The sequence below is a fragment of the Verrucomicrobium sp. 3C genome (assembly GCF_000379365.1).
Taxonomy (GTDB): Bacteria; Verrucomicrobiota; Verrucomicrobiia; order Methylacidiphilales; family Methylacidiphilaceae; genus Methylacidimicrobium.
Genome location: NZ_KB901875.1, coordinates 1944637 through 1971140, shown reverse-complemented (window position 1 = coordinate 1971140; position 26504 = coordinate 1944637). Strand labels below are relative to the sequence as shown.

Annotated in this window: 26 protein-coding genes; 9 read left to right on the top strand and 17 right to left on the bottom strand. The window is 59.3% G+C overall.

The features are described 5' to 3' along the window. Positions 1-89 precede the first annotated feature (89 nt). The 5 genes from xseA to glgP form a co-directional block, all read right to left on the bottom strand. The gene (gene xseA, locus A37A_RS0110330) at positions 90-1421 is read right to left on the bottom strand and encodes an exodeoxyribonuclease VII large subunit (RefSeq protein WP_231363855.1); all 1332 of its coding nucleotides are present in this window, start codon (positions 1419-1421) and stop codon (positions 90-92) included. Between the two features lie 35 nt (positions 1422-1456). After that, the gene (gene purN / locus A37A_RS17005) at positions 1457-2068 is read right to left on the bottom strand and encodes a phosphoribosylglycinamide formyltransferase (RefSeq protein ID WP_018291429.1); all 612 of its coding nucleotides are present in this window, start codon (positions 2066-2068) and stop codon (positions 1457-1459) included. After that, the gene (locus A37A_RS0110320; protein WP_018291428.1) at positions 2065-2601 is read right to left on the bottom strand and encodes an adenylyltransferase/cytidyltransferase family protein; all 537 of its coding nucleotides are present in this window, start codon (positions 2599-2601) and stop codon (positions 2065-2067) included. Before A37A_RS0110320 ends, purN begins: the two co-directional genes overlap by 4 nt. Positions 2602-2715: 114 nt before the next feature. After that, on the bottom strand, positions 2716-4161 hold the full coding sequence (gene fumC, locus A37A_RS0110315; RefSeq protein WP_020494300.1) for a class II fumarate hydratase: 1446 nt from the start codon (positions 4159-4161) through the stop codon (positions 2716-2718). 273 nt (positions 4162-4434) lie between these two features. Next, positions 4435-6189 carry an alpha-glucan family phosphorylase gene (gene glgP / locus A37A_RS0110310; protein WP_020494299.1) on the bottom strand — a complete coding sequence of 585 codons (1755 nt, stop codon included), beginning with the start codon at positions 6187-6189 and terminating at the stop codon, positions 4435-4437. A 268-nt stretch (positions 6190-6457) separates the two neighbouring features. Here glgP and A37A_RS0110300 point away from each other — a divergent pair, with 268 nt between their 5' ends. Next, complete coding sequence (locus A37A_RS0110300; protein WP_018291425.1) at positions 6458-7816, top strand: exo-beta-N-acetylmuramidase NamZ domain-containing protein; 1359 nt, start codon at positions 6458-6460, stop codon at positions 7814-7816. A 39-nt stretch (positions 7817-7855) separates the two neighbouring features. Here the strand turns inward: A37A_RS0110300 and A37A_RS0110295 are convergent, their stop codons facing one another. Next, positions 7856-8635: a CHAD domain-containing protein gene (locus A37A_RS0110295; protein WP_196799576.1), complete on the bottom strand. Its 780-nt coding sequence runs from the start codon at positions 8633-8635 to the stop codon at positions 7856-7858. Positions 8636-8771: 136 nt separating this feature from the next. Here A37A_RS0110295 and rpmG point away from each other — a divergent pair, with 136 nt between their 5' ends. Further along, positions 8772-8939 (top strand): 50S ribosomal protein L33, encoded by a 168-nt coding sequence (gene rpmG, locus A37A_RS0110290; RefSeq protein ID WP_026195776.1) that lies wholly within the window; start codon positions 8772-8774, stop codon positions 8937-8939. A gap of 42 nt (positions 8940-8981) precedes the next feature. Here rpmG and ispD read toward each other — a convergent pair whose 3' ends face one another. Genes ispD through A37A_RS0110270 form a run of 4 tightly spaced genes read right to left on the bottom strand, consistent with a single transcriptional unit; the run spans position 8982 to position 12056 of the window. Beyond that, positions 8982-9665 (bottom strand): 2-C-methyl-D-erythritol 4-phosphate cytidylyltransferase, encoded by a 684-nt coding sequence (gene ispD / locus A37A_RS0110285; protein ID WP_020494295.1) that lies wholly within the window; start codon positions 9663-9665, stop codon positions 8982-8984. A gap of 40 nt (positions 9666-9705) precedes the next feature. Beyond that, positions 9706-10524, bottom strand: a complete 819-nt coding sequence (locus A37A_RS0110280; protein WP_018291421.1) for an MlaD family protein — start codon at positions 10522-10524, stop codon at positions 9706-9708. A gap of 3 nt (positions 10525-10527) precedes the next feature. Beyond that, positions 10528-11256, bottom strand: a complete 729-nt coding sequence (locus A37A_RS0110275; RefSeq protein ID WP_231363853.1) for an ABC transporter ATP-binding protein — start codon at positions 11254-11256, stop codon at positions 10528-10530. A 20-nt stretch (positions 11257-11276) separates the two neighbouring features. After that, a complete protein-coding gene (locus A37A_RS0110270) occupies positions 11277-12056 on the bottom strand; it encodes an ABC transporter permease (RefSeq protein ID WP_018291419.1) in 780 nt (259 codons plus the stop codon). Positions 12057-12454: 398 nt separating this feature from the next. Here A37A_RS0110270 and A37A_RS17000 point away from each other — a divergent pair, with 398 nt between their 5' ends. Both A37A_RS17000 and A37A_RS0110255 read left to right on the top strand, forming a co-directional pair. Beyond that, positions 12455-13570, top strand: coding sequence for a UDP-N-acetylmuramate dehydrogenase (locus tag A37A_RS17000; RefSeq protein ID WP_018291417.1), 1116 nt, complete (start codon positions 12455-12457; stop codon positions 13568-13570). Positions 13571-13596: 26 nt separating this feature from the next. Then, positions 13597-14046: an OsmC family protein gene (locus A37A_RS0110255; RefSeq protein WP_018291416.1), complete on the top strand. Its 450-nt coding sequence runs from the start codon at positions 13597-13599 to the stop codon at positions 14044-14046. Positions 14047-14067: 21 nt separating this feature from the next. Here the strand turns inward: A37A_RS0110255 and A37A_RS0110250 are convergent, their stop codons facing one another. Further along, positions 14068-14298, bottom strand: coding sequence for a hypothetical protein (locus A37A_RS0110250; protein ID WP_018291415.1), 231 nt, complete (start codon positions 14296-14298; stop codon positions 14068-14070). Between the two features lie 115 nt (positions 14299-14413). Between A37A_RS0110250 and A37A_RS18425 the strand changes: the two genes are divergently transcribed. Further along, a complete protein-coding gene (locus A37A_RS18425; RefSeq protein ID WP_018291414.1) occupies positions 14414-14827 on the top strand; it encodes a P-II family nitrogen regulator in 414 nt (137 codons plus the stop codon). Between the two features lie 15 nt (positions 14828-14842). On the opposite strand, the gene A37A_RS0110240 is transcribed toward A37A_RS18425, so the two are convergent. The 5 genes from A37A_RS0110240 to A37A_RS0110220 all read right to left on the bottom strand — a co-directional run bounded on the left by A37A_RS0110240 (position 14843) and on the right by A37A_RS0110220 (position 22700). Next, positions 14843-15376 (bottom strand): isochorismatase family protein, encoded by a 534-nt coding sequence (locus A37A_RS0110240; protein WP_018291413.1) that lies wholly within the window; start codon positions 15374-15376, stop codon positions 14843-14845. After that, entirely contained in the window at positions 15373-16743 is a 1371-nt protein-coding gene (lysA, locus tag A37A_RS0110235; protein WP_018291412.1) for a diaminopimelate decarboxylase, read from the bottom strand. Before lysA ends, A37A_RS0110240 begins: the two co-directional genes overlap by 4 nt. A 4-nt stretch (positions 16744-16747) precedes the next feature. Continuing rightward, a complete protein-coding gene (locus A37A_RS0110230) occupies positions 16748-17809 on the bottom strand; it encodes a ribonucleotide-diphosphate reductase subunit beta (protein ID WP_018291411.1) in 1062 nt (353 codons plus the stop codon). A 182-nt stretch (positions 17810-17991) separates the two neighbouring features. After that, positions 17992-20847, bottom strand: a complete 2856-nt coding sequence (locus A37A_RS0110225) for a ribonucleoside-diphosphate reductase subunit alpha (protein ID WP_020494292.1) — start codon at positions 20845-20847, stop codon at positions 17992-17994. A 320-nt stretch (positions 20848-21167) separates the two neighbouring features. Beyond that, positions 21168-22700: an ammonium transporter gene (locus A37A_RS0110220; RefSeq protein ID WP_018291409.1), complete on the bottom strand. Its 1533-nt coding sequence runs from the start codon at positions 22698-22700 to the stop codon at positions 21168-21170. Between the two features lie 609 nt (positions 22701-23309). Here A37A_RS0110220 and A37A_RS21820 point away from each other — a divergent pair. The 4 genes from A37A_RS21820 to A37A_RS0110195 all read left to right on the top strand — a co-directional run bounded on the left by A37A_RS21820 (position 23310) and on the right by A37A_RS0110195 (position 25504). Next, entirely contained in the window at positions 23310-23696 is a 387-nt protein-coding gene (locus A37A_RS21820; RefSeq protein ID WP_018291406.1) for a Druantia anti-phage system protein DruA, read from the top strand. Between the two features lie 27 nt (positions 23697-23723). Then, positions 23724-24737 carry an ISAs1 family transposase gene (locus tag A37A_RS21815; RefSeq protein WP_026195773.1) on the top strand — a complete coding sequence of 338 codons (1014 nt, stop codon included), beginning with the start codon at positions 23724-23726 and terminating at the stop codon, positions 24735-24737. Further along, a complete protein-coding gene (locus tag A37A_RS21810; RefSeq protein WP_155996636.1) occupies positions 24650-25087 on the top strand; it encodes an ISAs1 family transposase in 438 nt (145 codons plus the stop codon). The genes A37A_RS21815 and A37A_RS21810 overlap by 88 nt, the downstream gene beginning before the upstream one ends. Before the next feature lie 138 nt (positions 25088-25225). Then, positions 25226-25504, top strand: a complete 279-nt coding sequence (locus A37A_RS0110195) for a DUF4242 domain-containing protein (protein WP_018291404.1) — start codon at positions 25226-25228, stop codon at positions 25502-25504. Here A37A_RS0110195 and A37A_RS0110190 read toward each other — a convergent pair. Next, a complete protein-coding gene (locus tag A37A_RS0110190) occupies positions 25476-25766 on the bottom strand; it encodes a hypothetical protein (protein WP_018291403.1) in 291 nt (96 codons plus the stop codon). The two genes, A37A_RS0110195 and A37A_RS0110190, sit on opposite strands and share 29 nt — an antisense overlap. Positions 25767-26504: the final 738 nt, after the last annotated feature.

The window sequence follows — 26504 nt, the reverse complement described above, 5'->3', positions numbered from 1 at the left end:
GGACAAAACCCGCCCTTGCGAGAAGGATAATAGTCGCCAACTTCACCGGAAATGTCAAGCTCGTCTTTGATGGAAATCGAATAAGATTCTCAGACATTTTCGGAATCGGCCTTCTCTCCCGCCCGGGTTTCCTCCGCGACGAGCCGAAGCACGCACACATCCAGACGGCCGGAAGCGAGCCTGAGCCGAACCTCTTTCCCGATGAGATCGGATCGTGCCGCCCGTAGAATACGGCCGTGGTCGTCAAATGCGATGGCATATCCGCGCCCCAATGTCGACTCCGGGCTCAGCGAGGCCAAGCGAGCCGCCCACTGACCCACTCGCTCCGACAAACGCCGAATCTGCTCCTCGCACCGCACGGCCCTCCAGTGGCGCACGAGAGATTCCCAGCGCTCTCTCTTGAGAGATAGCGCCCGCCGGAGCGAACGGTCCAGCGCTTCTTCTTGCTCATCGAGCATCTGCTGCCAGCGCAAAATCATGCGGGAAGGCTCGCAAAAAAACGGGTTTCCTGCCACTCGCACCAGCCTTTCGCGGCTGATCTCCAGCATCCTGGCAACCGCGCGCTCGGCTCTTCGAGCCAACTGCGCAACTTCCCCGCGCCAGTCGCTCCAATCCCGAGCGATCAACTCCGCAGCGGCGGAAGGCGTCGGAGCTCTCAGGTCTGCGGCCAAATCGGCAATCGTAAAGTCTGTTTCGTGACCGACTGCCGAGACCGTGGGCAGACGACAATCCGCCAGAGCGCGAGCAACGAGTTCCTCGTTGAACGGCCACAGATCTTCCAGGCTGCCCCCGCCGCGAGCGATCACCAGAACATCGACGGACGGAGGATCGTTAAAGGCTCGGATTGCGGCGGCGATCGCCTTGGCTGCCTGGGCTCCCTGCACCGGCACATCTCGAACCAGAATCTCCAGCCCGGGAGCGCGCCGCTCCAGGATCCGCAAAAAATCCTGGATGACGGCACCCTTGAGGGACGTAACCAAGCCGACTCTTTCCGGAAAGAGAGGAAGCCTTCGCTTCCGAGCGGCATCGAATAACCCTTCCGCCGCGAGCTTCTTCTTGAGCGCCTCCAACCGCTCGAGCAGGGCTCCCTCACCCCGGGCTTGAACATCGGTCGCAACGACTTGGTATTGACCCCGCGCTTCGAATACCGTCAACCGCCCCCGGACGACGACTGCGGCGCCTTCCCGAAGACGAATCGGCAGGCGGGCCGCGTCGGAGCGGAAGAGGACGACCTGGATGACGGCCTTCTCGTCTTTGAGGGTGAAATAGGCGTGACCCGAACTCGGACTCCGCAGATTCGAGATTTCTCCCTCGACCCAGACTTGGGGAAAGCCCGCCTCGAGAAGGCCACGGACCATCCGCGTCAATTCGCCGACCGAAAGGGGCTTTTCCGCGCTCCCTCCGGGAGTTGACCCTTCCATCCTCGACTTCCCCCAGAAGTCCAGCTCCTGCTCTTCTACGAATGGATCCTCTGCCATAGTTTTCGATCGATCACGCGCTGAATGACATCCGGGTAAAGACGATGCTCCGCTTCTTGAATCCGGGCATGAAGGCTTTCGGGAGTGTCTCCAGGACAGATCGGCACTCTCTCTTGCCCAAGGATCGGGCCGCTATCCACCTCGGGCTCCACCCAATGGACCGTGCAGCCCGTCTCGACCACTCCCGCCTCCAATGCCTGCTTCCAAGCTTCCTTCCCCTTGAATGCGGGGAGGAGCGAAGGATGGATATTCAGGATCCTTCTCGGATAGGCGGTCAGAAGCGGCCCCTTGAGGACCCTCAGAAAACCGGCAAGGACCACGAGGTCGACCTGGAACCGCCGAAGATACTGGGCAAGCTCCTCCTCGATATCCGGATCCAGCCGGGTCCGGTACCTCCCCTGGCGCAAGACGACCGTCTGGATTTGCGCTTCTCGAGCCAGTCCCAAGATTCCAGCATCCTCCCGATCGCTGATGACCACGGCAATCGAGGCGGAAAGTCGCCCTGAGACGATCGAGGACAGGATGGCGGCGAAGTTGCTGCCGCGCCCCGATCCAAGGACACCCAACAAGACTCTCTTCCGCGAACTCATCGTTTGTGCAGGGCCTTCCAAGCCGCTGTGGTCGACCTCCCCGCCACCAGCGGAAAAAATCGGATTTCCACACCCATCCTGTCCAGCGCCTCGCGCTCTTCGGCGTCGAGCGTCTCTCGCCGGTAGTCGCCGCCCTTGACGTAGACCGTCGGTCGTACCGCTTGGAGAAACGCGGTCGCCCGCGTGCCGGAGAAGACCGTCACGAGATCGACCGGCCGCAAGCCGGCAAGCATCTCTGCTCTGTCCGCCTCCGGGTGAATGGGCCGATTCTCCCCTTTTTGCCGTCGCACCGATCGATCGTCGTTGACTCCTACCCAGAGCAGGTCCCCCAGCGACCGGGCAAAATGGAGGCAGCGAAGATGGCCGACGTGAAGCAGGTCGAAGCAGCCATTCGTCACCACGATTCTTCTCCCTTCGAGTTCCGCGCGTACACAAGGAATGTCCATCATCGAAACGAACCGGCGTTTTTCACTCGGCTTCTCCTGCGTCGGCCAATCCGGAGCCGCCTGCTTCCCACCCGCCTGGCTTTCCATTCGTGCCTTACCTCCCCATTGAGCACTCCGGGATCAGACCGGACCAGCGCCTCGCCTTCTCCGCCCCGGAGAGGGAATTGCGCGAAAAGCCGCCTGGGAAAGATTCGCCTCCTCTCATCCTTGCCGCCCGTCGCCGACCATCTTCTCTGGCCGGACCAATACGTCGAACTCCTGCTCGGACAAGTGACCATCCCTCACGCAAATTTCCCGAATGGTCTTATGCTCCCGATAGGCCTGCTGAGCAATTTTGGCCGATCGATCGTAGCCCAGCCGGGCTGTCAAAGCCGTGACCAGCATAAGCGACCGCTCGACCTCTCCGCCAAGCACGTCGAGGTTCGGAGAGAGCCCTTCGAGGCAAAAGGCCCGGAAAGAGCGGCAGGCATCGCTCAAGAGCCGGACGGAGTTCAGGACGTTGAATACGATCATCGGCTTGAACACGTTGAGCTCGAAATTGCCTTGCGAACCCGCAAACCCAACCGCCGCATCCGCCCCCATAACGTGGATGCAGACCATCGCCATCGCCTCCGATTGCGTGGGATTGACCTTCCCCGGCATAATGGAGGAACCGGGCTCGTTTTCCGGCAGATGCAGCTCGGCCAATCCGCAGCGCGGCCCCGAGCCCATCCAGCGGATATCGTTGGCCAGCTTGAGAAGAGACGACGCCAAGTTGCGCAGGGAAGAACTGACGGCGAGAAGCGGCTCATGGGAAGCCAGCGCGGCAAACTTGTTGGGAGCCGAAAAGAAGGGCAATCCCGTCCACTCCGCGAGTTTTGCCGAGACCCCTTCGCCGAAGCCAGCGGGCGCATTGAGCCCGGTGCCCACGGCCGTCCCGCCGATCGCCAGGCCATGGAGAGAAGCCATCCGGCCACGAAGGTCTGCTAACGTCAGTTCGATCTGCCCCACATATCCCCCGAATTCTTGTCCAAGCGTCAAGGGCACGGCATCCATCAGATGCGTTCGGCCGATCTTGACGATGCCCGCGAACTCCCGGCTGCGCCTCTGCAGACAATCGACCATCTTATCCAATTCCGGACAGAGCCCATGGTGAAGCGCTAGCGCCACGGCTAAATGCATGGCCGAAGGGAAGACGTCGTTCGAAGACTGCGATCGATTGACATCGTCGTTGGGATGGATTGGGTTTTTCCCTCCACGCCGCCCTCCTGCCAGTTCGTTGGCTCGTCCCGCGATGACCTCGTTGCAATTCATGTTGGATTGCGTGCCGCTTCCGGTCTGCCAGACCCGCAGAGGAAACTCGTCATCGAACCTTCCCGCCAGGACCTCATCGGCGGCTGCCACGATCCATCTGGCTTTGTCATCGGGAAGAACTCTCCGTTCCCGGTTGACCAGCGCCGCTGCTTTCTTCAGCAGAGCGAGAGCGCGAATCACTTCGATCGGCATCCGTTCCGAACCGATCGAAAAATGAATCAACGAGCGCGCGGTCTGCGCCCCGTAATAGCGATCGGCCGGGACCGAGATCGGTCCCATGCTATCCGTTTCCTGCCGCGTCGGCGTTTCCTGGTCGGCAAGACCCTCCGCCGGATCTCCCATGCTCGAGCTCATGCTTTAACCGCCATTTCTCACAAAGTTCGTACCCGAGGCGCGAGCCGATGGGCCTGGATGCAACGCGGAGCGCAGGTTTCCCCCGGAGATGTATGACAACATACGGCGAGGAGGGCCAAAAACCCAAGTCCCAACGAAGCAGCCGGTTCCATTTCGCAAGCCGCAGGAGAACGCTTGGGAGATAGGCAGGCTAGAACCCCGTTCTTGGCAGTCCGCCAAGAAAAGCTCAATGGGGGAGAAGCGACTGCCCTATGCGTCTGCGATCATCCTTTCCTAAGCAAAGTAAGCTTTCAGGACATACTGCTGCAACATCCGCTGCGCATTGAAGAAGGAGCCGTTGAGCGCGATCGCTTGACGCATGACGCGCGCGTATCCCTCGGAGTCTCCGTAGAACAAGGGAACAATGACATCCTCGAGCTTGTCATAGAGATCGCGGGCATCTCTCTGAACGTCGGAACCTTCTTTCCGCCGATAATGATCCGGTCCGATCGACCATCCGGTTACTCCCTCGATACACCCTTCGATCCACCAGCCGTCGAGGACTGAAAAATTGGGGACCCCGTTAATGGCGGCCTTCATACCGCTTGTTCCAGAAGCCTCCAGTGGAGGCTGCGGCGTATTGAGCCAGAGATCCACCCCCGCGACCACGAGCCGCGCCAGGGCTAGGTCGTATTCCGCGAGATAGACCATCCGGACTTCCGGCAGAAGGCGGATCTGAGACTGGATGATGCGTTGAATCGCCCGCTTCCCTTCTTCGTCTTGCGGATGGGCCTTGCCTGCGAAAATGAGTTGAACCGGCCCTTTCCTGCCAGAAATTCGCTTGAGCCGCTCGATGTCGGTCAGGATTAATTCCGGCCTCTTGTATGCGGTTGCTCGTCGAGCGAATCCGATGGTCAGGGCATCGGGGTTCATCCCCGCGTTCGTCTCTCGATTTACGTACTGAAGGAGGCACTCCTTACTCTGCCCATGTGCACGCTGAACCTCCTCGAGAGGAGCCGCAATCGCATAGCGAAGGCTGAAAGCGTCGGCACGCCAACCAGGGATCTGGCGGTCGAAGAGATCCTGCATCGGCCGGCTCGCCCAATAGGGCACGTGGATGCCGTTAGTGATCGAATCGATCGTCGCGGGATAAAACAACACCCGAGAGACTTCCGAGTGCCGCTTGGCGACGCCGTTGATGTAATGGCTAAACTCAAAGGCGAGATGGGTCAGGTTGATTTCCCCATCGCAACAAAATCGGCCTTTGTATTCGCTGTCGGCAATCGCGGGCAATCGGATGACCTTCCTCACCATATCCAGCGGGAAGCGGTCGTGCCCTGCCGCGACCGGCGTGTGGGTCGTGAACGCGCACTTGCTCCGCACCGCTTCGATATCTTCTCCTGTAGGCTCGGTTCGGCCGGCACGCTTGGCCTCCTCCTCGAGGAGCGCCAGAGTGAGCAAGCTCGAATGCCCTTCATTCATATGAAAGAGCTCGAGCCGCTCAAAACCAAGCTTGCGCAGCATCCGAACCCCGCCGATGCCCAAGATCACCTCCTGGCAGAGTCGATAGCGACTATCCCCTCCGTAGAGAAAATAGGAAAGGGCGCGGTCCCACTCGGAATTCTCCGGGAGAGCGGTGTCGAGAAAAAGGATCGGAACCCTTCCCTCGCCCGCATCGCGAATCCAAAAAAGCCACGCACGCAGCTGCACGGTCCGATCTTCGAGAACTACGGAAACCCGATCGGGAAGCTCGCACAAGACATTTTCCGGAGACCAGGCGACCGCTTCTTCCCGCTGCCATCCTTGGGCGTCGAAGCGTTGAAAGAAATAGCCCCGCCGATAAAGCAGGGTTACGCCGACCATCGGGAGCAGCGACCCGGCGGCAGCACGGAGCGTATCGGCCGCCAAGACGCCCAGCCCACCGCTGTAGGTAGGAATCTCCTCGTCCACCGCGATTTCCATGGAGAAGTAGGCAACCTTGGCGGAAAGCTTTTCGCGAAGCGGGTCGGCGATCGGTGCGAGAGGCTTATCCGGGTTGGGAGGCATCATGGCAGGAGTGGGACTGGATCTTCTGGGCTCGCGATCAGGGAACAAGCCGAGCCTCTCGAATCCGTTTTCCGCCAGTGAGCCGATTCCCATTTAAAACAAACGCGCGCCCGCAAGTTCGGGCGCAGGATCGGCTAAAATTGTGCTGGCTCACGTCGGCCTTGCGCCGTAGCATGTTGGCGGTTGCCCAGCCTGGGCAAGAAAGTAAATCTTTTCGTCCTCGGTTCGCTTATTCGTCTACGGAGCACCAAACCAAAGGACATGTCCCTCGATGACGCGACTTCCGTGGAGTAGCCCTTCTTCCCGCTTCCTGCGTCCGAAAGCGCGCAAACACTATCGCCTCCCGTTTATCCCTGTCAAGAGGACGGGTCAGTTCCTGGTGCTTCTCCTCTCCTGGTCCCTTCTCCTGCGAGCGGAAGCGATCTCTATTTTACTGGGGATCGACGTTCTGGAACGCACGCGATTTGCCCCTTTGACCGGGAAGCGGGTCGGCCTGGTCACCAATCAGGCCAGCGTGGATTCGGCAGGGCGCCCCACCCGCTTGGTCCTCAAGCGCGCCCCCGGAGTCCGACTCGTCGCTCTCTTTGCCCCGGAGCATGGCATCTCTGGGGACATTCGCGCCGGACGGCACGTCTCCTTCCGCCGCGATTCGCTGACTGGACTCCCCGTCTATCCCCTTTACGGGGATACGCGCCGTCCGACCCCTGCCATGCTGGCGGGCCTCGACGCCTTGGTCTTCGAGCTCCAAGATATTGGTTGCCGCAGCTATACATACATCAGCACCATGATCGAAGCCATGGATGCGGCCGGCGAACTCGGCATCCCCTTTTTCGTGCTCGACCGGCCCAATCCCCTGGGAGGCCGCCGGATCGAGGGACCTCTCGTGCATCCTCCCTGGGAGTCGTTCGTGGGGCGGATCCCGGTGCCCTACGTCCATGGCATGACCGCCGGAGAGATCGCCCGGATGGCCAACCGGATGGGCTGGGTTGCCCACCCCTGTTCGCTCCAGGTCATCGCCATGGAGGGATGGCGACGCGACATGGTCTGGGGAGACACCAATCTACCCTGGATACGGACCTCTCCCAACATCCCCTGGGCCACCTCACCGCTCTACTATGTGGTGACAGGGTTCCTGGGAGATCTCGGCGCCGATTCGGGAGTCGGCTGGACCACGGCACCATTCCAATATGTAGCCGGCCGAGGCCTGGATGCTTTTTCGCTCGCCCAGGAAATCAACCGGATCGGCTACGCCGGAGTTCAGGCGCTCCCGGTAGCAGGAGAACACGGCGGGGCAGCGGTACGCTTGGAAATCAGCCCGAGGACCAGCGCCAATCTTACCGCCTTGGGTATCTACCTGGCCTCCCGAGCGAACCAAGCCTCGCACCCCTCGCTTTTGCGAACGGCTTCGGCAAACGGCAAGGAGATGCTCTGCAAGCTCTACGGGAATGCTTCCATCTTGACCCTATTGACCCGCCGTCAGAGTGTAGGAGAAATCGCCTCGGAATGGCGAGGCTCTGAACGGTCCTTTGCCCAAGCCCGGAGGCCCTATCTTCTCTACGGAGAGGCGCAATCGATCCAACGGGAGAATCGCTACCCGCGCGCGAGGCCGGTATCCCAGGAAGACCAGTAGGGGAGCGTACGGAAGGCTTCCCGTACGAAATTGGACACGCTACTCGAGAAGGGAGAGAAACTTCCCCTTGCTCATCCGAAAACAGCGTCTTCCCTCCCGTTCCGCTTCCTTTCGGTACCGGGCCATCCAGCCGTCCAGGAGCGGAACGAGTTTTCGCGCCGGTGAGTTCGCCTGGCTTTCGATCCAACCTTTCAGAACGTGCAGATCCTGCAACTTTCCCAGAAGCCTTCCGAGCCGGAGGAACTTCCTTTCCAAACGAGCGAGCCCCTTCCGGGAGGGGGTGCAAAAAACCTCAATCTGGTAACCGAGCCGCTTTACCCGCTTCCGCCACTGGTGAAAGGCTTCGGGGCTGCCTTCGTGAACCGCTTCTCCCATTGCTCGTCGACTTTTCCCGTACTCCTTTTGCAGCAACTCCTCCAACTTTCCTTCCTTCGCCGAGTGCTTGCCGATCAGCGCGAGAAGCCGCAGCCGCCTGGCCTCGATGCCCTTTCTCGCCTGGGCCAGCATTCGCTTGTCCAAGTCCGTTGCCGCCGGTTCCGGGAATGGAACAAGCGTCGCTTGCAACCATTTCCGCCGACTCTCCTTGTTTTCCTTTGCCGCCAGCCATCGTAGGACCTGACGGCAAATATCCTCGTCCCGGGCCCGGCTGAGATTCCTGGCGATCTGCTTGATGCGCTTCTCCTCTAGAGAAACGCACCGCTCCGGGAACGTTCCGCGGAAGAGCTGGAGATAGGCGCGAAGCTTTTTGGCGAGCACGCGAATCTCATGGACCTCCTTGGGCAAAGTCAGGCTCTTCTCCAGCCTGGCCTGCCTTCGCATCGCGACCTCCCACGCAGGCACAGCGGGGCCCCTGCTTCCCGCCACTTCTTTTCCTTCAGGCCTGCTGGTCCGCTTTCTCATGATTCTGCGGAAGCGCATTGACACGCGTCGGCTCCGCTCTTTACTTTTTTCGACTATGCCCAGGGAACAAGTTATTTTAGAGTGCACGGAGGCGAAGGCAGAGAAAAAGCCTGCCTCGCGTTACTTCGGCACCAGGAACAAAAAGCTCCAGCTAAGCCGCATCGAGCTTCGGAAGTATAACCCCCACCTGCGCCGGCACACTCTCCATCGGGAGATCAAATAGGGTTTCGTTCGCTTCGGGTACGAACTTTATGAGATATGGCGGCTAGAGTGCACGCTTGCCCAGCAATAGCTGGCGAGCCAATTCCCAATCATCGGGGCGGGTCATCTTCCCGTTGAAACCGGTGTAGGAAACCAGATGGACCGCGTGTCCGATTGCTTCCACGGCGGCGGCGTCATCCGTGGCGCTCTCTCCTCTTTCTCGCAATTGCCGGTAGGCTTCCCTCAGAAGCTCCCGGCGGAAAATTTGGGGAGTCTGCACATTCCAGACCCTCCGGCGGTCGAGCGTCGCCACCACCTTTCCCTGCTCATCGGCTTCCTTCACGGTGTCTGAACTCGGATTCCCGCAAGCCGCCGCCCCCTCCCGCTGAGCAACCTGGAAGATGGCTTCCATCAGTTCTGCTGTCACGAAGGGCCGGGCGGCATCATGAACAAGCGCGAACTCCGATCTCGGGCTCAAGGCTCGCAGACCGGCTTCCACCGAGTCCTGCCGTTCTGCTCCGCCTTCGACGACCTCCACCGACATGGGAAGCGCAAGTAGCGAAATGAGTCGGGCAGCCTCCTCCCGCCTCTCGCGAGCCACCACGACCACGATCTCGGAGATGCGCGGGAACGCGGAAATCCTCTCCAGGCAGAGCTCTAGCGCGCTTCGCGTCGTCAAAGGACGAAAGATCTTATCGAAGCCCATTCTTCGACTCTGTCCCGCCGCGACGAGAACGGCACCGAGCATTCTCGTCTCCCTCCCACTTGAGTCAGCTTCCGGCATCTGCTTAAGGACGCTTTCGGGGAATAGCCGTCTTCTCCACGGGTCGTTCGTCGCTCACCCGCCGCACCTGCGGAGCCGACACCGGCTTTCCCTCCTGCTCCTGCCGAGTCGCCACATCCGAGTAAAAAAGAACCCCTTTTCTCCGAAGGTTATAGATAAAGTCCCGAAGATCGCTTGCCAGTGCTGGATCGTTCAACAGGCGTGAAATCGGTCCCCGGCCGTATTGCGCTTCTTCGAGGATGCGATCCGTTCGCGCAAGCACGCTGTGGAGATCCTTGATCGTCGCCCGGATCTCGGCTGCGACGTCCGCCGTAAGAACCTCCTCATTCACCCGTCCGATCAAGGTTCCGACCTCGTCGGCGGCCTTACCCGCCGACTCCGCCACGGGCCGGAACTCTCCGGCCAGGTCAATGATCGTCTGCTGACGCGTTCCGCGGACATGATCGCCCTCTTTGAGGAAGGGGGCCGTGGTACCCTTTGGCGTGATCTCGATCACCTTGTCGCCGAGCATGCCCACGTCGACGATCTGAAAGAGAGCGTCTTTCCGGATCTTCGCATCCGCGTATAGTTTAAGCGGCGTTTCCACTGCCCTCCCCTCCCGAATTGGATATGGGCTTCCAGCCACCCGGCCTACGGGAGCGCCGGCAAATTGAACCGGCGCACCCCTCACAAGCCCATAAGCATTCGGAAACTCCACGCTGATCTCATAAGTTGGCCGAAATTTTTCACCATACCGTCCAAGCAGAACCACGAGGGCCCCGATCACGGCCAAGCCAGTGAGAAGAAAAACACCAACTTGGAACTCCGCGTGTTTCGTCGCCATAGCTCAACAAGCCCCAACGGCCGGTTCCTCGACCCACCCATGAACAAAAGCCTTCACCACGGGCTCTTCGGACGAGAGGAACTGTTCCGGCGAGCCTACTTTGTGGATCCGCCCCGCGTGAAGGAAAGCGACCTGTTGCGCAATCTGCTCCACGCTGCGCATATCGTGCGTCACCACGATGGTCGTCGCCCCAAACTCCTCGTTCAGGCATCGGATCAGGTCCGTGATCTCTGTGGTTCCAATCGGGTCGAGTCCGGCAGTCGGCTCATCGTAAAGGATGAGCTTCGGCCGAGAGATGATCGCCCGGGCCAGCGCCACCCTTTTGCGCATCCCTCCGCTCAACTCCGCAGGCATCTTCTTCTCGTGTCCTTTGAGGAAGAGTCGCTCCAGAATTCTCGAGACTTGCTGACCGACCTCGCTTTCCGGCCTTCGCCTTTCTCGCAGCACGAAAGACACATTGTCCTCGACGTTCATGAAGTCAAAAAGGGCTCCATTCTGGAAGACCATCCCCATCTCGCGTCGCAGCGGCGCGAGGTCGCGCTCCCTCAAGGGAACGAGGTTCGTCTCACCATACCAGATTTCTCCCGAATCCGGCTTGATCAAACCGAGAATCAAGCGGAGCAAGACACTCTTGCCGGCACCGCTACGCCCGACGATGAAAAGACGTTCCCCTGGCGCGACTTCGAGGTTTACCCCTTTCAACACCTGCTGCGTCCCTAGAATTTTGGTCACTTCCACCAGTCGGAGCATCATCACGAAAAGACGAAGTTCATGAGAAAACTAAAAAAGAAGTTGGAAATCAACACGGTGATCGAAGAGAAGACCATCGCTTCGGTAGCCGCAATCCCGACTCCCTCCGCGCTCAGCCGACAGTGAATCCCTCGCTGGCAACTGATCAAAACGATGATCACGGCAAAAAATAGCGCCTTGATTTCCCCCATCCAGATGTCTTTCGCCCCTGTAAATTTGACCGTGTTCTCCCAATAAAAGGCCGGCTCCACTCCGAGCAACAGGACGGAAACGGCCCAGCCCAGGAAGATGCCCATTCCGCTCGTCAGGGCAACCAGGAAAGGCATGGAGACCAACATGCCCAGGAACCGCGGCACGATCAAATACTCGATTGGGTAGACCGCGAGGGCGCGTAGCGCATCGATCTGCTCGGTGACCCGCATCGTCGACAACTCAGCCGCCATCGCCGATCCCACCCGGCCGGAAAGCATGAGAGCGCAGAGCACCGGTCCAAGCTCCCGAAGCATCGAGATCGAAACAACCGGGCCTGTGGCCGAGGACATTCCCAACTTTCCGAATCGGAACTGGGTTTGGGCCGCGAAGACCGCTCCGGTAAAGGCTCCGGTGATGAGAACGATCGCCTGCGAGCGGATCCCGATGCGAATAATCTGCTCTAAAAAAAGTCCCCAACGGAATCGGTAGCGGAAGATGCTACCGGCGACGTCCACAAACAAAAAATAGATGCCGCCGGTAGCTTCAAAGAGTGCCCTGCACTCGCTTCCGAAATGCCGAAGAAACTTCACGCCAGTATGATCTCACGAGGCACAGGGAAGATCCGCGCAGCCCAGGGCCGACAGCCCTCATGAAAACCAATGGCTCCGGCAACAAGCAAACCTTTTCCGCAAGGGGGCTACTTCAGCCCATCCCCGCTCTCGCCCTTTCTGGCCTGCATGTATCTCACAAGCGTTCTCCTGCGGCTTGCGAAATGGGCCTGTCTACTTCGTTGGGACTTGGGCTTTTGGCCCTCCTCGCAGGTTGTCGTCACACAACTCCGGGGGAAAACCTGCGCCCCGCCTTGCATCCAAGCCCATTCGCTGGGCTTCGGCAACGAACTTTGCGAGACAGGCACGCCAGGTGCATCCGGTTTCCGCCAGAATCCGGGTGCCGCCCGCTCTCTTTTCCGCTAAGCTGCTCATATCCGATGCAGATTCAGAAAAATGTCCCCCTCGCTCCGTTGACCACGCTCGGGGTGGGAGGGAAGGCCCATTACTTTGCGGAGGTTCGAACGGAAGCGGAAGCGGGCGAGGCGCTTTCCTGGGCCTCGGAGCACGACCTCCCTCTCTTCGTCCTTGGAGGGGGAAGCAATGTCGTGGTCGCGGATCGGGGATTTCCCGGCCTCGTCCTCAAGGTGGCGATCGGCGGGGTGGAAGCGGGACGGGAGAACGGAAACCGCCTCTTTTGGGTTGGGGCCGGCAACCCGTGGGACCCCTTCGTCTCTCAAACGGTCGCCGAGGACCTCGCCGGCCTGGTCCTCTTGAGCGGAATCCCCGGGACGGTCGGGGGCACCCCGATTCAAAACGTGGGAGCCTACGGAGCGGAAGTGGCGGCCGCGATCCGAACGGTCCGCGTCCTGGATCGACGCGCGGGCCATGTCGTCGAGATGCCTGCCGCAGCGTGTTCCTTCGGCTATCGCAGGAGTATTTTCAACGCGGAGGAAAAAGGGCGCTATCTTGTTCTTGCCGTCTGCTATTCCCTTCCCAAGGATGGGAAGCCTGATCTCCGCTATCCCGATCTCCTCGCTTTTTTTTCCAAGAACGACGCCCCGCCTTCGCTCCAGGAGATTCGCCAGGCGGTTTTATGCATTCGCCGCTCGAAAGCCATGGTGATTGCCGCGGACGAGGAAGACTCGCGAAGCGTCGGCTCCTTTTTCAAGAACCCCATTCTTGAGTCCGCTGCTTTCGCCGAGTTGTGCCGTCGTGCGGAAAAGCGGGGGCTGATTCCTCCCTCTTACCCGACGAGCGATGGGAAGTACAAAGTTCCAGCAGCCTGGCTCGTGGAAAACGCAGGATTTCCGAAGGGCTTTCAACGAGCATCTGTGGGCATCTCACGGCGGCATGCGCTGGCGATCGTCAACCGAGGGGGGGCAACGGCGGCGGAAGTCCTCGCCTTCATGGGCGAAATCGAGGATGCCGTCGATTTGCTCTTTGCCGTTCGGCTCAAGCCGGAACCCGTTTTCGTCGGCTTTGAAAGTTGCGGAACGCCGGCTCTCCCGACGCTACGGAGGATCGGCCAGAAAAAGGGATCCACCTTGTCATAATCTCCACAAAGAGCTACTGATTTGTCATGCATCCTCTGCCGCATCGCTACGACGTGCTCGCACGCGGAGGCCCCACCGGCAATCTATCGGTCGAGGCTGCGAATCTTCCCTCCTTGGCCGTGACGGCTCCGGCTCAGTTCGGCGGACCCGGCAACGTCTGGTCTCCCGAGGATCTGCTGGTGGCCTCGGTGGCGAGTTGCTTCATCCTCACCTTTGACACCCTTGCCGAACTCTCTCATCTGCCGTGGATCGAGATCGTCTGCCCGACCGAAGCGACGCTCGAAATGGCCGATGGGAAACGCCGCTTTACACGCTTCTTTTTACGTCCTGCACTGAAGCTGCCAAAAGGAGCTGACTCCAGAAAGGCTGAGCAACTCATGCACAAAGCGGAGGAGCGCTGTCTGATCACCGCATCGCTCTCCAGCAGCGTGAGCCTCTCCGCTTCCATCGAGTTTGCGGATGAGCCAGCCTCCTGAAAAGCAGGCCGACGCTCCTCATCAGTGGCAGCCGCAGCCGCCATGTCCGCACCCGCAGGAGGCGGATGACGGATCGGGAGCACCCTTTCGCGTCGTCTGAATCCCGATGCCTCCAGAGATGATGCGGCGCAGCGGCTCTCCATTTTCGGGATGATGGGTGAGAGCCGGTGCCCCCATCGGCTGCTGGATCTCGTAGACCTTAGGCTCTTCGCCCTTTTCGGTAGGAATCGTCTCGTAAAGATAGGTAATCATCGGGCAAAACTCCAATATCGATATTCTGCCGCAAGACTGGTGGTTCCGCAAGTTGAGGAGCCGGCTCTTCTTCGATTGGCCGCGATGGCACACAAGCTGCTTGCCTCAAAGAGGCATGCAGCATCAAGCGCCCGGCTCAGTCCTTTCCCTAGAGCCTTTCCAAAAGGTCGAAGCAATCATCCCGCGATGTTGCCTTGGCGACCTTCGCGAGGCGCTGACCGACTACAGCATACGGAGCGCCCTGGTAAGCCGGGTAAAAAGGTTGGAAAAAGCCCCGGAGGGGGTAGAACACTATCTCGGCAATGAGTACCTCCCGGATTTCCTGCCTCAAACGAAGATCGAGCTGGTCCTCCCGATCGAGATGGTCCCGGCTGCGGTCCAGGTGATTCTGCGGAAGGCGCGCATCCGTGAACCGAAGGATCGGATTCTTCTCAGTCCGATCCTTCACGTGATTTCGATCGATCCACCAAACAAAGCGCTGAGAGCGAGTGCGGCTAGCAAGCCCGCGGAGATTGCGCAAGCCCTATAGCCTGCCTATCTCAGGCTAAGATAGATGGGAAAGCAGCTTTCCCAGGATCGGCTCAACGGCTTCCGCCCCAAGTTCGCAGGCCGCCGCTTCCATGGTCGTGACCACGATGCGGTCCTGCCGCATCTCCTCTAAAGCAACTTCATGGTCGACGGCGTTGCGGGAGCCAACCGCGTCTGCCAACAGATAAACCGCATGCCCTCTCTCCCGGAGATCATAGACCGTCTGCCGGACGGCTGCATGGGTCTCCATTCCCGCGATGAGAAGATACTGCGGCAGATCCTTGGGCAATACGGATCGAGTCGAAAGCATATTCCGGGCATACCTCCCCGCCTCCTCCCCCGCGCCACGGAGAAGCGACGAGGGAATGGAGCCGAGTTTTTGCGGAACCAACTCCGTCAAATGAACCCGAATCGAAAAGAGTTTTCCGATTTCCAGAAGGCGATCGATCCTCGGAAGAATCTCCCCGGCACCCGACACGGCCGCAACCAGCCGTTCTTGAACATCGACGACAACAATAGCGGCCTTTCGGCCATCGATCCGCCAACTCATGGCTTCTCCTTCCGATTCACTCGGTCCAGCGTTAAACCCTTGTTCGCTCCGTCGGCTCTTCCCGAGAACTCGGGTGCCGCCGCTCCTTCGTCGATCGCTTCCCCCCGCACCAGATCCTCATAGCTCTCGCGGCGACGGATGAGGCGGTGATTCGCCCCTTCGACCAGAACCTCGGCCGGTCTCGGTCGTGAGTTATATTGAGAGGCCATCGAGAAGCCATACGCCCCAGCGCTGAAAATCGCCAGCAAATCCCCCGGTTCTGCCGGAGCCATCCGCCGTGAGGCGGCGAAGCAGTCGCCCGACTCGCAGACCGGGCCGACCACATCCGCTTCGAACAATTCCCCTCCTCGGCGGGTAACAGGCACGATCTGATGAAAGGATCCATAAAGAGCTGGCCGGATGAGGTCATTCATCCCCGCATCGACGATCACAAACTTCTTTTGCGGCCGATCCTTCCGAAAGAGAACCCTAGTGAGGAGAATTCCCGCGTTTCCTACGAGCAGCCGTCCGGGCTCCACGACAATGCGAAGGCCCAGCGGCCCAAGCAAGGGAAGGAGACGCTCCGCATAGTGCGCCGGCGTCGCCCATTGCGCCTTGTTCTCCCACCAGCCGGGGTCACCGCTCTGCAAGGCCTCCTCATAGGCAATCCCCAGCCCTCCTCCAATGTCGAAGAACTCCGCACCAAACCGATCCCGAGCGATCTCCACCAAGGGAATCACCCGACGGACCGCTTCTTCAAAGGGCTCCACGTCGCGAATCTGCGAACCAATATGGATCTGGATGCCACGCAACGACACATGGCAAAAGCGCGGGAGCTCTCGATATAGCGCTTCGATCTCCTCCGCCGAGATGCCGAACTTACTCTCCGCCACCCCCGTCTTCACCTTGGCATGAGTCTTCGCGCCGACGTCGGGATTTACCCGGAGAGCTACGGGAGCCCGTTTTCCCAAGCGCGCGGCTACGCGGTCGATGGCCTCCAACTCCTCCCGACCTTCTACCACGAAGCTGTAAATGCCGGCTTCCAAGGCTTCCTCCATCTCCCGAGCCGTCTTGCCAACACCCGCGAAGGTCGATCGGGCAGGATCGCCACCAGCACGGAGGATTCGATAGAGCTCCCCGCCGCTCACTAGGTCGAAGCCGCAACCGCGAGAAGCGAGCAGGCGAAGCAGCGCCAGGTTGGAATTCGCTTTTACCGCATAGCAGACAAGGGGATTCAACTCCCGGAGGGAGAGAAGCAGCCGTTCGTAGTGATCAACGACAGTGCCGGCCGAGTATACATACAGCGGAGTCCCATATTGCTCGGCCAAGCTGGCGGCATTGACCTCTTCGACAAAAAGGCTATCCCCTTGGTAGCGAAAGCGGTGCATTATCCTACCACTGAAGCAGCGCCCCGTGCTGGTATTCGGTCACGCGCGTCTCGAAGAAGTTCTTCTCCTTCAGAAGATCCATGGTTTCGCTCATCCAAGGGAAAGGATTGCGCGATCCGTACCGCGCTTTCAAGCCGATCCGCTCCAGTCTCCGATCGCCGACGTACTGAACGTAGTCTCGGAAAAGCTTCGCGTTCAATCCGAGAATTCCGCTCGGCAGGCAGTCCTGCGCATAGAGAGATTCCAGCTCCACCGCCTGCGCGATCATTTCGCTGATCTCCTCTTGAAACGCCGGTGTCCAGACGCCCGGATTCTCCTCCTTGATGCCGTTGATCAAGTCGATTCCAAAGTTCAAATGGATCGTCTCGTCCCGAAGAATGTACTGAAACTGCTCGCCAATTCCGGTCATGCGATTCTGGCGGTGGAAAGAGAGGATCATGACGAAACCGCTGTAGAAGAAGATTCCCTCCATAATGACGTAAAAGCCAACCAGGTTCTTGAGAAAGTGTTGAATCCCGGCCTCTGTCTCCGTCGTGAATTCTTCGCGAAGAATATCCGCAGTCAAGGTCATCTCAAAGGCATCCTTGTTCCGGATCGAGTTGACCTCATGATACATGTTGAATACCTCGCGCTCATCGAGAGCCAGGCTCTCAACGATGTACAAAAAGGCATGCGTGTGCACCGCTTCCTCGAAAGCCTGGCGCAAGAGGTATTGTCGAGCCTCGGGATTCGTGATGTGCTTGAAGATGGCAAGCACGATATTGTTGCCAACCAGGCTCTCCCCGGTGGCGAAGAACCCGAGATTCCTCAGGATGACGCGCCGCTCTCCCGGGCTCAATGTGTCGGATTTCCAAAGCTCGATATCTCTTTGCATCGGAACTTCGGAAGGAAGCCAGTTATTCGCGCACCCGTTGAGGTAATGCTCCCATGCCCACTTATATTTCAAGGGCATGAGCTGATTCACGTCCACGGTCCGGCAGTTGATCAGCCGCTTATCTTCCGCGTTGATCCGCTTGGTGAGGTCGTTACGTTGGAATCCGGTCTCCGAACTGTTACAACAGGACATGGTCCCTCCTTTGCTCTCCTTTTTCCTGCTTATTTAGCCTGGAAGTCTCCCAAGCGTTCGCCTGCGCCTTGCGAAATGGACCCGGCTGCTTCGTTGGGACTTGGGTTTTTGGCCCTCCTCGCAGGATGTCGCCATACAACTCCGGAGGAAAAGCTGCGACCCGCGCCGATTTTGCTCGTCGATCATTGGCAGCTCTCGCATTCCGGGTTGTCCAGAGAGCAGGCCTGTCCATTCCGCTCCTCCGGCCGATCGACGCGAACACGGGAGGAGGGACTGACGCTTTTCATCCAGCGCGGCTGCAGGCCCCTCGCATTGATATCCAAGGTCGATTTTTCCACGGAAGTCGCTGCCACGGCTCGCAGGTAGTAGGTCGTTTTGAGCCCCTTCCGCCAAGCCAGGAAATACATATCGGAGAGCTTCTTCCCATTTGGCTCCGCGATATAGAGATTGAGTGATTGCGCCATGTCGATCCATTTCTGCCTGCGGCTCGCAGACTCGATCAACCACTTCGGATCGAGCTCGAAAGCGCTGAGGTATCGCGCCCTGATCTCCAGAGGAATCCGTTCAATGGAAAGAACCGAACCGTCGTAGAACTTGAGATCATCCACCATCTCCTGGTCCCACAAGCCGGCTTGCCTCAAATCCTCTACCAGATAGCTGTTGATCGTCGTAAAGTCGCCCGACAGATTCGATTTTACGAACAGGTTCTTGTAGGTTGGTTCGATCGATGCGGAGACTCCGCTGATGTTCGAGATCGTGGCGGTGGGGGCAATGGCGAGCAGGTTGCTATTCCGTAGGCCGTGCTTCCGAATCGCCTTTCGAACCTCCTCCCAGTCTTTCCGGATCGTTCGGTCCACATCGAGATTCCCACCGCGCTCCTCTTCCAGCAAGGAGAGCGTGTCGATCGGCAAGAGACCTCGCGCCCATTTCGAACCGGGGAAGGTCGGATAGGCGCCTCGCTCTTTTGCCAGGTCGGCCGAGGCAAGAATGGCGTGGTAGGCGATGATTTCCATCGTCCAATCCGCAAATTCGACTGCCTCCGGACTCCCGTAGGAGATCTTCAAACGATAGAGAGCATCTTGGAAGCCCATCAGCCCGAGACCTACCGGACGATGGCGCAGGTTGGCGTTTCTTGCCGCCGGAGTCGGGTAGAAATTGATATCGATTACGTTGTCGAGCATCCGGACCGCTACCCGGATCGTCTTCGCCAATTGCTCCTCGTCAATTTCTCCATCCTTCACGTGAGCGGCAAGATTGATCGAGCCCAGGTTGCAGACCGCGGTCTCGTCCGAAGACGTATTTAGCGTGATCTCGGTGCAGAGATTGGAGTTGTGAATCACGCCGACGTGATCTTGGGGGGAGCGGATATTGGACGGATCCTTGAACGTGATCCACGGATGGCCGGTCTCGAAAAGCATCGTCAGCATCTTCCTCCAGAGCGTTGATGCCACCACGCGCCGGAAATTCCGGATCTCCCCCCGATCCGCCTTCTCCTCATATTCGCAGTAGCGTCGCTCGAACGCTCTGCCGCAAAGATCGTGGAGATCCGGCACGTCGCTGGGACTGAAAAGCGTCCAATTCCCTCCTTCCATGACCCTTTTCATAAACAGGTCGGGAATCCAGTTGGCCGTATTCATGTCGGGAGTCCGTCGCCGGTCGTCTCCCGTGTTTCTTCGGAGCTCGAGGAAATCCTCAATATCGAGATGCCAGGTCTCCAGGTAGGCGCAAAGAGCTCCTTTCCTCTTCCCTCCCTGATTGACGGCGACCGCCGTGTCGTTCGCAACCTTTAGGAAGGGAATCACTCCCTGGCTCCGCCCGTTCGTCCCCCGAATCAAGGAGCCGGTGGCTCGGACATTGGTCCAATCGTTCCCCAACCCTCCGGCCCACTTCGAAAGCCGAGCATTGTCGGAGATGACCTGGAAGATTCCGTCGAGATCGTCGGACACCGTGAGCAAATAGCAGGAAGAAAGCTGAGGATGCCTTGTCCCCGCATTGAACAGCGTCGGCGTCGAAGAGAGGAACAAAAAGGAGGAGAGCAGCTCGTAGAACTCGATGGCGCGCTCTTCGCGATTCTCCTTCTCCGCAAGGGCCAACCCCATCGCCACCCGCATCCAGAAGTATTGGGGGGTCTCGATCCTCCGCTCCTCGTGATGGAGCAGATACCGATCGTACACGGTCTGCAGACCCATGTACGTGAACTCCCGGTCTCTCTCGAACCGGAGGGCGCCGGAGAGCTTTTCCAGATCGAAGCCCAATAGATCGGGTGAAAGCCGGCCCACGTCGACACCATACCGGATGGAGATCGGAAAAAAGTTTCTATGCACCGTTTCGAGCTCTTCCCTCGCGCGGATCTCGGGCAACACTTCCCGATAGAGCTTGGCCAACAGGATCCGTGCCGCGACATAGGTATAGGCTGGCTCCCGCTCCACTCGGGAACGGGCCGCAAGGATCATCGCCTGGTCGATCTCTTCCTCGGTGACTCCATCGTAAAGGCTCCTCAGCGTCTCTTCGGCCAAGTTCCTCCACGAGCAGCGCTCCTCAAGGCCGCGACATGCCTCCTCGAGCTCCCTCCCCAGCCCTTCCGGATCTAACGGAACCCGTTCCCCGCATCGCAGGACGAAGGTGAGGGAAGTCGTTCCGGACCGGGTTGCCGCCCGCAATGTCCGGGCCCGCCGGCGCTCCGCCCGGTAAAGAATGTAGCGCCGTGCCACCGAGTGGTAGCCCGCTTCCATGAGAGCCGTTTCCACCCAGTCTTGAATCCTCTCGACTTCCAGAGTCTCCCCGATCACCGCCGCTCCGACGGCACGCCGCACCACGGCCCGTGTAATTTCCGCGACCTCCGCTTCCAGTCCTTCCGAAATCGCCTGCTCGCGAGGCACCCCGTGTTCCGCCCGAAAGGCGCGTTCCACCGCCCAGGAGATCCGCTTCGGTTCGAACGCGACCACCGCCCCGTTCCGCTTCTGAACCATAAACGGCTTGGCGGGAAGCGACTCCATGCCGATGAGTTCCAACTGTCGAGTGTCTTCCAGAGAAATCATGGCCATCTCCTGAGATTCCAGATATTGTGTGGATGATCAAAAAAAGCACAACCCCTTGTGGGGTATTGAGCCGAATTTGTCCGGTTCGCGTCAACCCATTTCCCCCGCTTTTTTGAAGCAGAGGAAATATAGCACGTATTCGCGTGTATAACGCAAGAATCCTTCTTCTGGCAATTTGCAATGTCTCACAAACTTCGTAGCCGAGGCGCGGCGTCTGCAAGGCTCCACTGTCCGCGCGCGCGGCACCGGGCGCTGCAAAAAAGGCCGCCGGCTCAACCCCCCCCCGGCGACCTTTTCTCTCCTACCTCTGGTGAGCCAGGCTACATCACGTAGCCTTCCTCGCCATGCTGTAACGTATCGAGCCCCTGCGTTTCGACCTCGGTCGGCACTCGTAGGTTGATAAAGAGCCGAACCAGCAAGGCCAAGACCAGAGTCATTCCAACCGCTAACACAATCGTAATGGCGATGGCCTCGAGTTGAGCCCGATAAAGCGCGTGATGGCTCACCAGAGCGGCCAACCCGTTCTTTCCCGCCACCGCCTCGTTGCTCAGGTTTCCATTGACCTTCGCCGTGGCGAGTACACCCGTCAGAAGGGCTCCCAGCGTCCCCCCTACCCCGTGCACGCCAAAGGCGTCGAGGGCATCATCGTAACCCAATGCCTTCTTCAGCTTGACGCACGCCCAATAGGGCACGGCCCCCGCCAGGACCCCAATGACGACGGCGCCCGTCGAGTCCACAAATCCGCAGGCCGGAGTAATGCAGACCAGACCCGCGACCGCCCCGGTGCTGTATCCCAGCACGCTCGGCTTTCCTTTCAAAGCGTATTCGAGCATTCCCCAGACAAACGAGGCCACTGCGGTGGCCAGCGTCGTCGTGGCAAATGCATTGGCCGCGATTCCATCCGCCGCTCCAGCGCTTCCCGCATTGAAGCCATACCAACCCACCCAGAGCATCGCTGCGCCGACCATGCAAAGGACCATGCTGTGCGGCAGGATCGGCTCCTTGCCATACCCGATCCTTTTCCCAAGCAAAAGGCAGAGGATCAGGCCCGACCAGCCAGAGGACATGTGCACCACGGTCCCACCCGCGAAATCGATTGCCGGAATTCGAGCCGCTGCGTTAAAGACCCCGTTCATCAGGCCCGTAGCCCCCCAGACCATGTGGGCGAGCGGGAAGTAGACGCAGAGCATCCAAAGGCCGATGAAGAGCAGCAGCGCGCCGTAATTCATCCTTTCCGCCACCGCCCCCAGGATCAGAGCCGGAGTGATGATGGCAAACATGAGCTGGAACATGCAGTAGACGCTTTGCGAAACCCAAAATGCGTAGGAGCTGTTCGGAGCAGCGTCCACCCCCTTGAGGAAAAAGAAGTCGGTGCCACCCAAAAACGGGCCCAACGGGCTTTGACCAAAACTAGTGCCGAACACAAGGCTGTAACCGACGGCCCACCAAAGAATGGTAACGAGCCCGCCGATGCCAAGACACTGGGCGAGAACCGAGAGGACGTTGCGCGATCGGACAAGGCCGCCGTAAAAGAGAGCAAGGCCAGGAAGGGTCATGAAGAGCACCAGCGCCGAGGACGTCATTAACCAGGCGTTGTGGCCCGGCCCCGCGACACCACTCACCTTGCTTCCGGAAGGATCCCCGTTCAGGATGTAGGCTTCCAGCCCGGAAATCCGCTTGTCCACGCTGGGTTCATCCGCTCCAAAAAAGAGCGTTCCCTGCCAGGACGGCAGACCGAGTGCGTTGCACCCTCCAGTAACCATCGTTGCTTTTGCTTCGGATTGGAGAAAAGCGCCCGCGGCCAGACAGACGACGAGCATGCGCAACCAACGTTCCAATGGATTGAGAACCATTCTGAATCTCCTTTGCTTATGGTATCTACGCTTTCCAAAGTGCAATCTGGGAATCCGGGAAGCGCATCCGCGTTCTCCGGCTTTACCTCATGGATGGTAGAAGGTTTAGGAGCGGATCCAAGAGATGGCCGGCTCTCGCCCAAAGAGAATCTCTCCTCCCCTGGTTCACCTCGCAGGTGTGTACCCCCCATTGCCATCCTCCTCTATTCGAACCCATCTGCCCCTCTCCTCCTGCGGCTCCATTGAAAGCAATCAGCGTGCCAGAAAGGATCCGATTTTCGTCGGGATCGTTCTGAAAAGACATGGCCGGCCGAGATGCCCGAAAGAACAGGAAGGAGGAGCCCCGTTTCCAAGCCTGCCTATCCCACAAAATTCGTGCCCAAGGCGCGCCGCGGGCTTTCCCCCCGGAGCTGTATGACGGCATGCTGTGAGCAGGGAAAACCAAGCCCCAACGAAGCAGCCCGGTCCATTTCCCAAGCCGGAGGAGAACGCTGGTGAGATAGGCAGGCCAGAAGTCAGGGTCTTTTTTTATGAACGGGGAAGTTATTCTGCGCCAGGGAGGGAAAGAATGGCTAGACATCAAGCGACTTTTTCGATGCAATAGGCTTGATGAGACAGCTTTTCCATTCAGGAACCAGTGGGGTAAGAGATTGCGGACTAAATGTTTCGATTGCCAGTTCTCCAGAAGAGACGGAATGGTTCGATGGGCAGTTGAAGGAACGCCACTATCTGGGAACGGGGCGATCGGTCGGCGACTATTTGCGCCAGGTCATTGAACAAGATGGGCAAGCGGTGGCGCTGCTGGTTTGGGGGCCGGCCTGCTACGCGCTGAAGGATCGGGATCAGTGGATTGGGTGGAGCGCCGTACAGCGGGTGGAGCGGCTCAAGTTGATCGTACAAAATCGGCGCTTTTTGCTGCTCACCCCCAAAGGGCAGGCGCCCAATCTGGCGTCGCAAGCTCTGGGAGCGGCCTTGCGGGCGTTGCCGGGGCAGTGACGGGATCGCTTTGGCTACACTCCGCTTTTGGCCGAGAGTTTCACCGATCCGGAGGCATACGCGGGAACCTGCTACAAGGCCAGCAACTGGGAAGCGGCAGGCTACAGCGCCGGCTACAGCCGCCATCGGGCCGATTTTTACCTGCCCAACGACCGGCCCAAGCGGCTCTGGCTGCGCCCTCTTTCGGCGCAAGCGCGGCAAACCTTACGGGCGGCCCAATTACCCGAAGAGTGCCGCGCCGGCTTGAGCGCGAGACCCTCGGGCACGCTGCCGGTCAACGCCCAGCAACTCGACTCATTGCTGGAGGTCTTTTGGAAAGCGCCCGATCCGCGCAAGAAGAATGCCCACTATCCGGTCGGGTCGGTGTTGACCTTGATCGCGATGGCGCTTTTGGCCGGGAGGCGGGAGATCGCCGAGATCGCCCGTTTTGCCACCAGTCTGACCCAGCCCCAGCGCGGTCGGTTGGGCTTGCCGCTCAAGAAGGGCACCGGAGGCTTTCATCAGGTTCCCGGCTACAGTGTCTTCTACCAAGTGCTCACCCGCATGGATCCCGAAGCCTTCGCTTCCAGGCTCACCGACTGGCTGCAAGCACAGGGCGGCACGCTGCCGCAGGCGCTGGCCTTGGACGGCAAAATGATTCGTCACCACATTGGCCTCCTGACCTTAGCCCAACAGGAGGACGGCGCCCCGCAAGCGGTGGCGGTCTACGACCAAAAGCAGGACACGCCCCGTGGCGAACAAAGCGCGGCGGTGGCGCTGCTGGAAAAGCTGCCGGCCCTGGATGGCAAAATCATCACGGCCGACCCGTTGCACTGCCAGCGGCGGCAGGCCCGTCTCATCGTCGAAAAAGGGGGCGATTACTTGTTCGGGGTCAAGGGAAACCAGCGTCGCTTGTTCCAAGAGGCTCAAGCCTTGGATGCTTTGCCCGACACCCCCTTTTTACCGACAACCAAATCGGTCATGGCCGAGTCGAAATCCGCCAACTCCATGCTTTCTCCACCGAGCCCCTCGCCATCGACTTCCCCTTTGCCCGCGCCCTGATCGTGGTGCGCAGCCAACGCACGCTAAAAAAGAGCGGCATCACCACCACCGAGTCCCGTTACTACCTCTCCAGCTCGCCACCAGATCAATATTCTCCCCAAGAATGGTTGAACTTGATCCGAGAACATTGGGGCGGGATCGAAATCCGCAATCATTGGCGACGCGATGTCCTGATGGGCGAAGACGGTTCCCGCTCCCGTCAGGCCAACCTGCTGGCCAACTTGGCGCTCATCCGTAACGCCCTCCTTTCGCTCCTCTCCGAACGCCTCGGCGAACAATCCCTCCCGCAGTTCCGCGAACGATTCTGCTCCAGTCCTAAACAATGTCTGGCCATCCTTGCCGCCGCATGAACTCCAAAACAAAAGACCCTGGACCAGCAGTCGTTCGCCTCAAAAAAGACTTGCCAGGCTATAGCGCAGTAACGTTACGGTCAACGTCGCCCGTCTGAACGGGCAGCAAGCAAAACCCGATCAGGAGAATCCGACATCATGCCACGCTATGTCATCGAACGAGAAATTCCTGGAGCCGGAAAACTATCTCCTCAGCAACTCGCCGCCATTTCCGCCAAGTCTTGCTCGATCCTCGACGGGATGGGACAGAAAATCCAGTGGTTGCACAGCTACGTCACCGACGACAAGATCTACTGCATCTACCTCGCTCCGAGCGAACAGGCGGTTCGGGAGCATGCAGAGAAAGGCGGCTTTCCCGCCAATCGCATCTCCGAGATTCGGGATCTGATCAGCCCTTATTCCGCGCGCTCGGCTTAGTCGACTTGTGTCGAGTCGAGGTTTGCCGCGTCTTCACGTCCTTCGCGCCGTGCGCGATTTGCGCTGCGGGCGTAGCCTTGTTGACCGCTACCGGCGCAACCCGCACCCTGCCCTTCGGAGCCGGCTCTTCTTCCGGTGTGGCCCCCATCACGGGTAGAATCGTAAGGCGAACTCCCTTCGTGGTGTTCATCACATGCACCGAGGCAAAGGCCGCGGGCAGACCGATCGCGAAGGCAAGCGCTACTGCTATCGGCTTTTTCATCTGACACCTCTAACTATCAAAATGTCCGCGTTGACGGCAAAGAAGGCAAGCGCGAATTGCGCTCAGGATCGCGATGACGCTTTGGAGCGAAACCTGGTCCAGGCCACCGGCGCCTCGCGCCCGGTGTCAGCCGGATGGGCAAAGGATTACTTGTGAGAGGCCACGGAGTCCGCCCCGGTTTGGCGCCGATCTCCTTTTTTCCATCGGCTGCCCGCGACCGATCGAACCTTTACTTTCCCCTTCGGGGTGTTCGCCTTCGCCACAGATGCGGGTTTTGTCTTTTCCTTCCCACCAACGTGGGCCACGGCCTTCTCGGCGGATTCCTTTTTCGGATCTTCCGCTGAAGACTGGCCGAGGATCGAAATCCGCATCCCTTTCGAGGTCTGGAGGACCCCCGCGAATAGTCCAGGAGAGCAGGCAAGGCTCAGGAGAAGAACTGCTGTTCCAGCGCGCCGCATCTGGTTCCTTCGGCCGAAGGCTGCCAGACTATCGGAAGAAAACGCACCAATGCAAGGATCAAGTTTAATTGGTGTCGTAGCACACAGGGTCTTTTTTTATGAACGGCCAAGTGATTCTGCGCCAGGGAGGGAAAGAAAGGCTAGACATGAGGCGACTTTTTCGATGCCATAGGCTCGATGAAACAGCTTTTCCATTTAAGAGCCGATGGGGCAAGGGATTGCGGACTGGAAGTTTCGATTGCCAGTTCTCCCGAAGAAATCGAATGGTTCGATGGGCAGT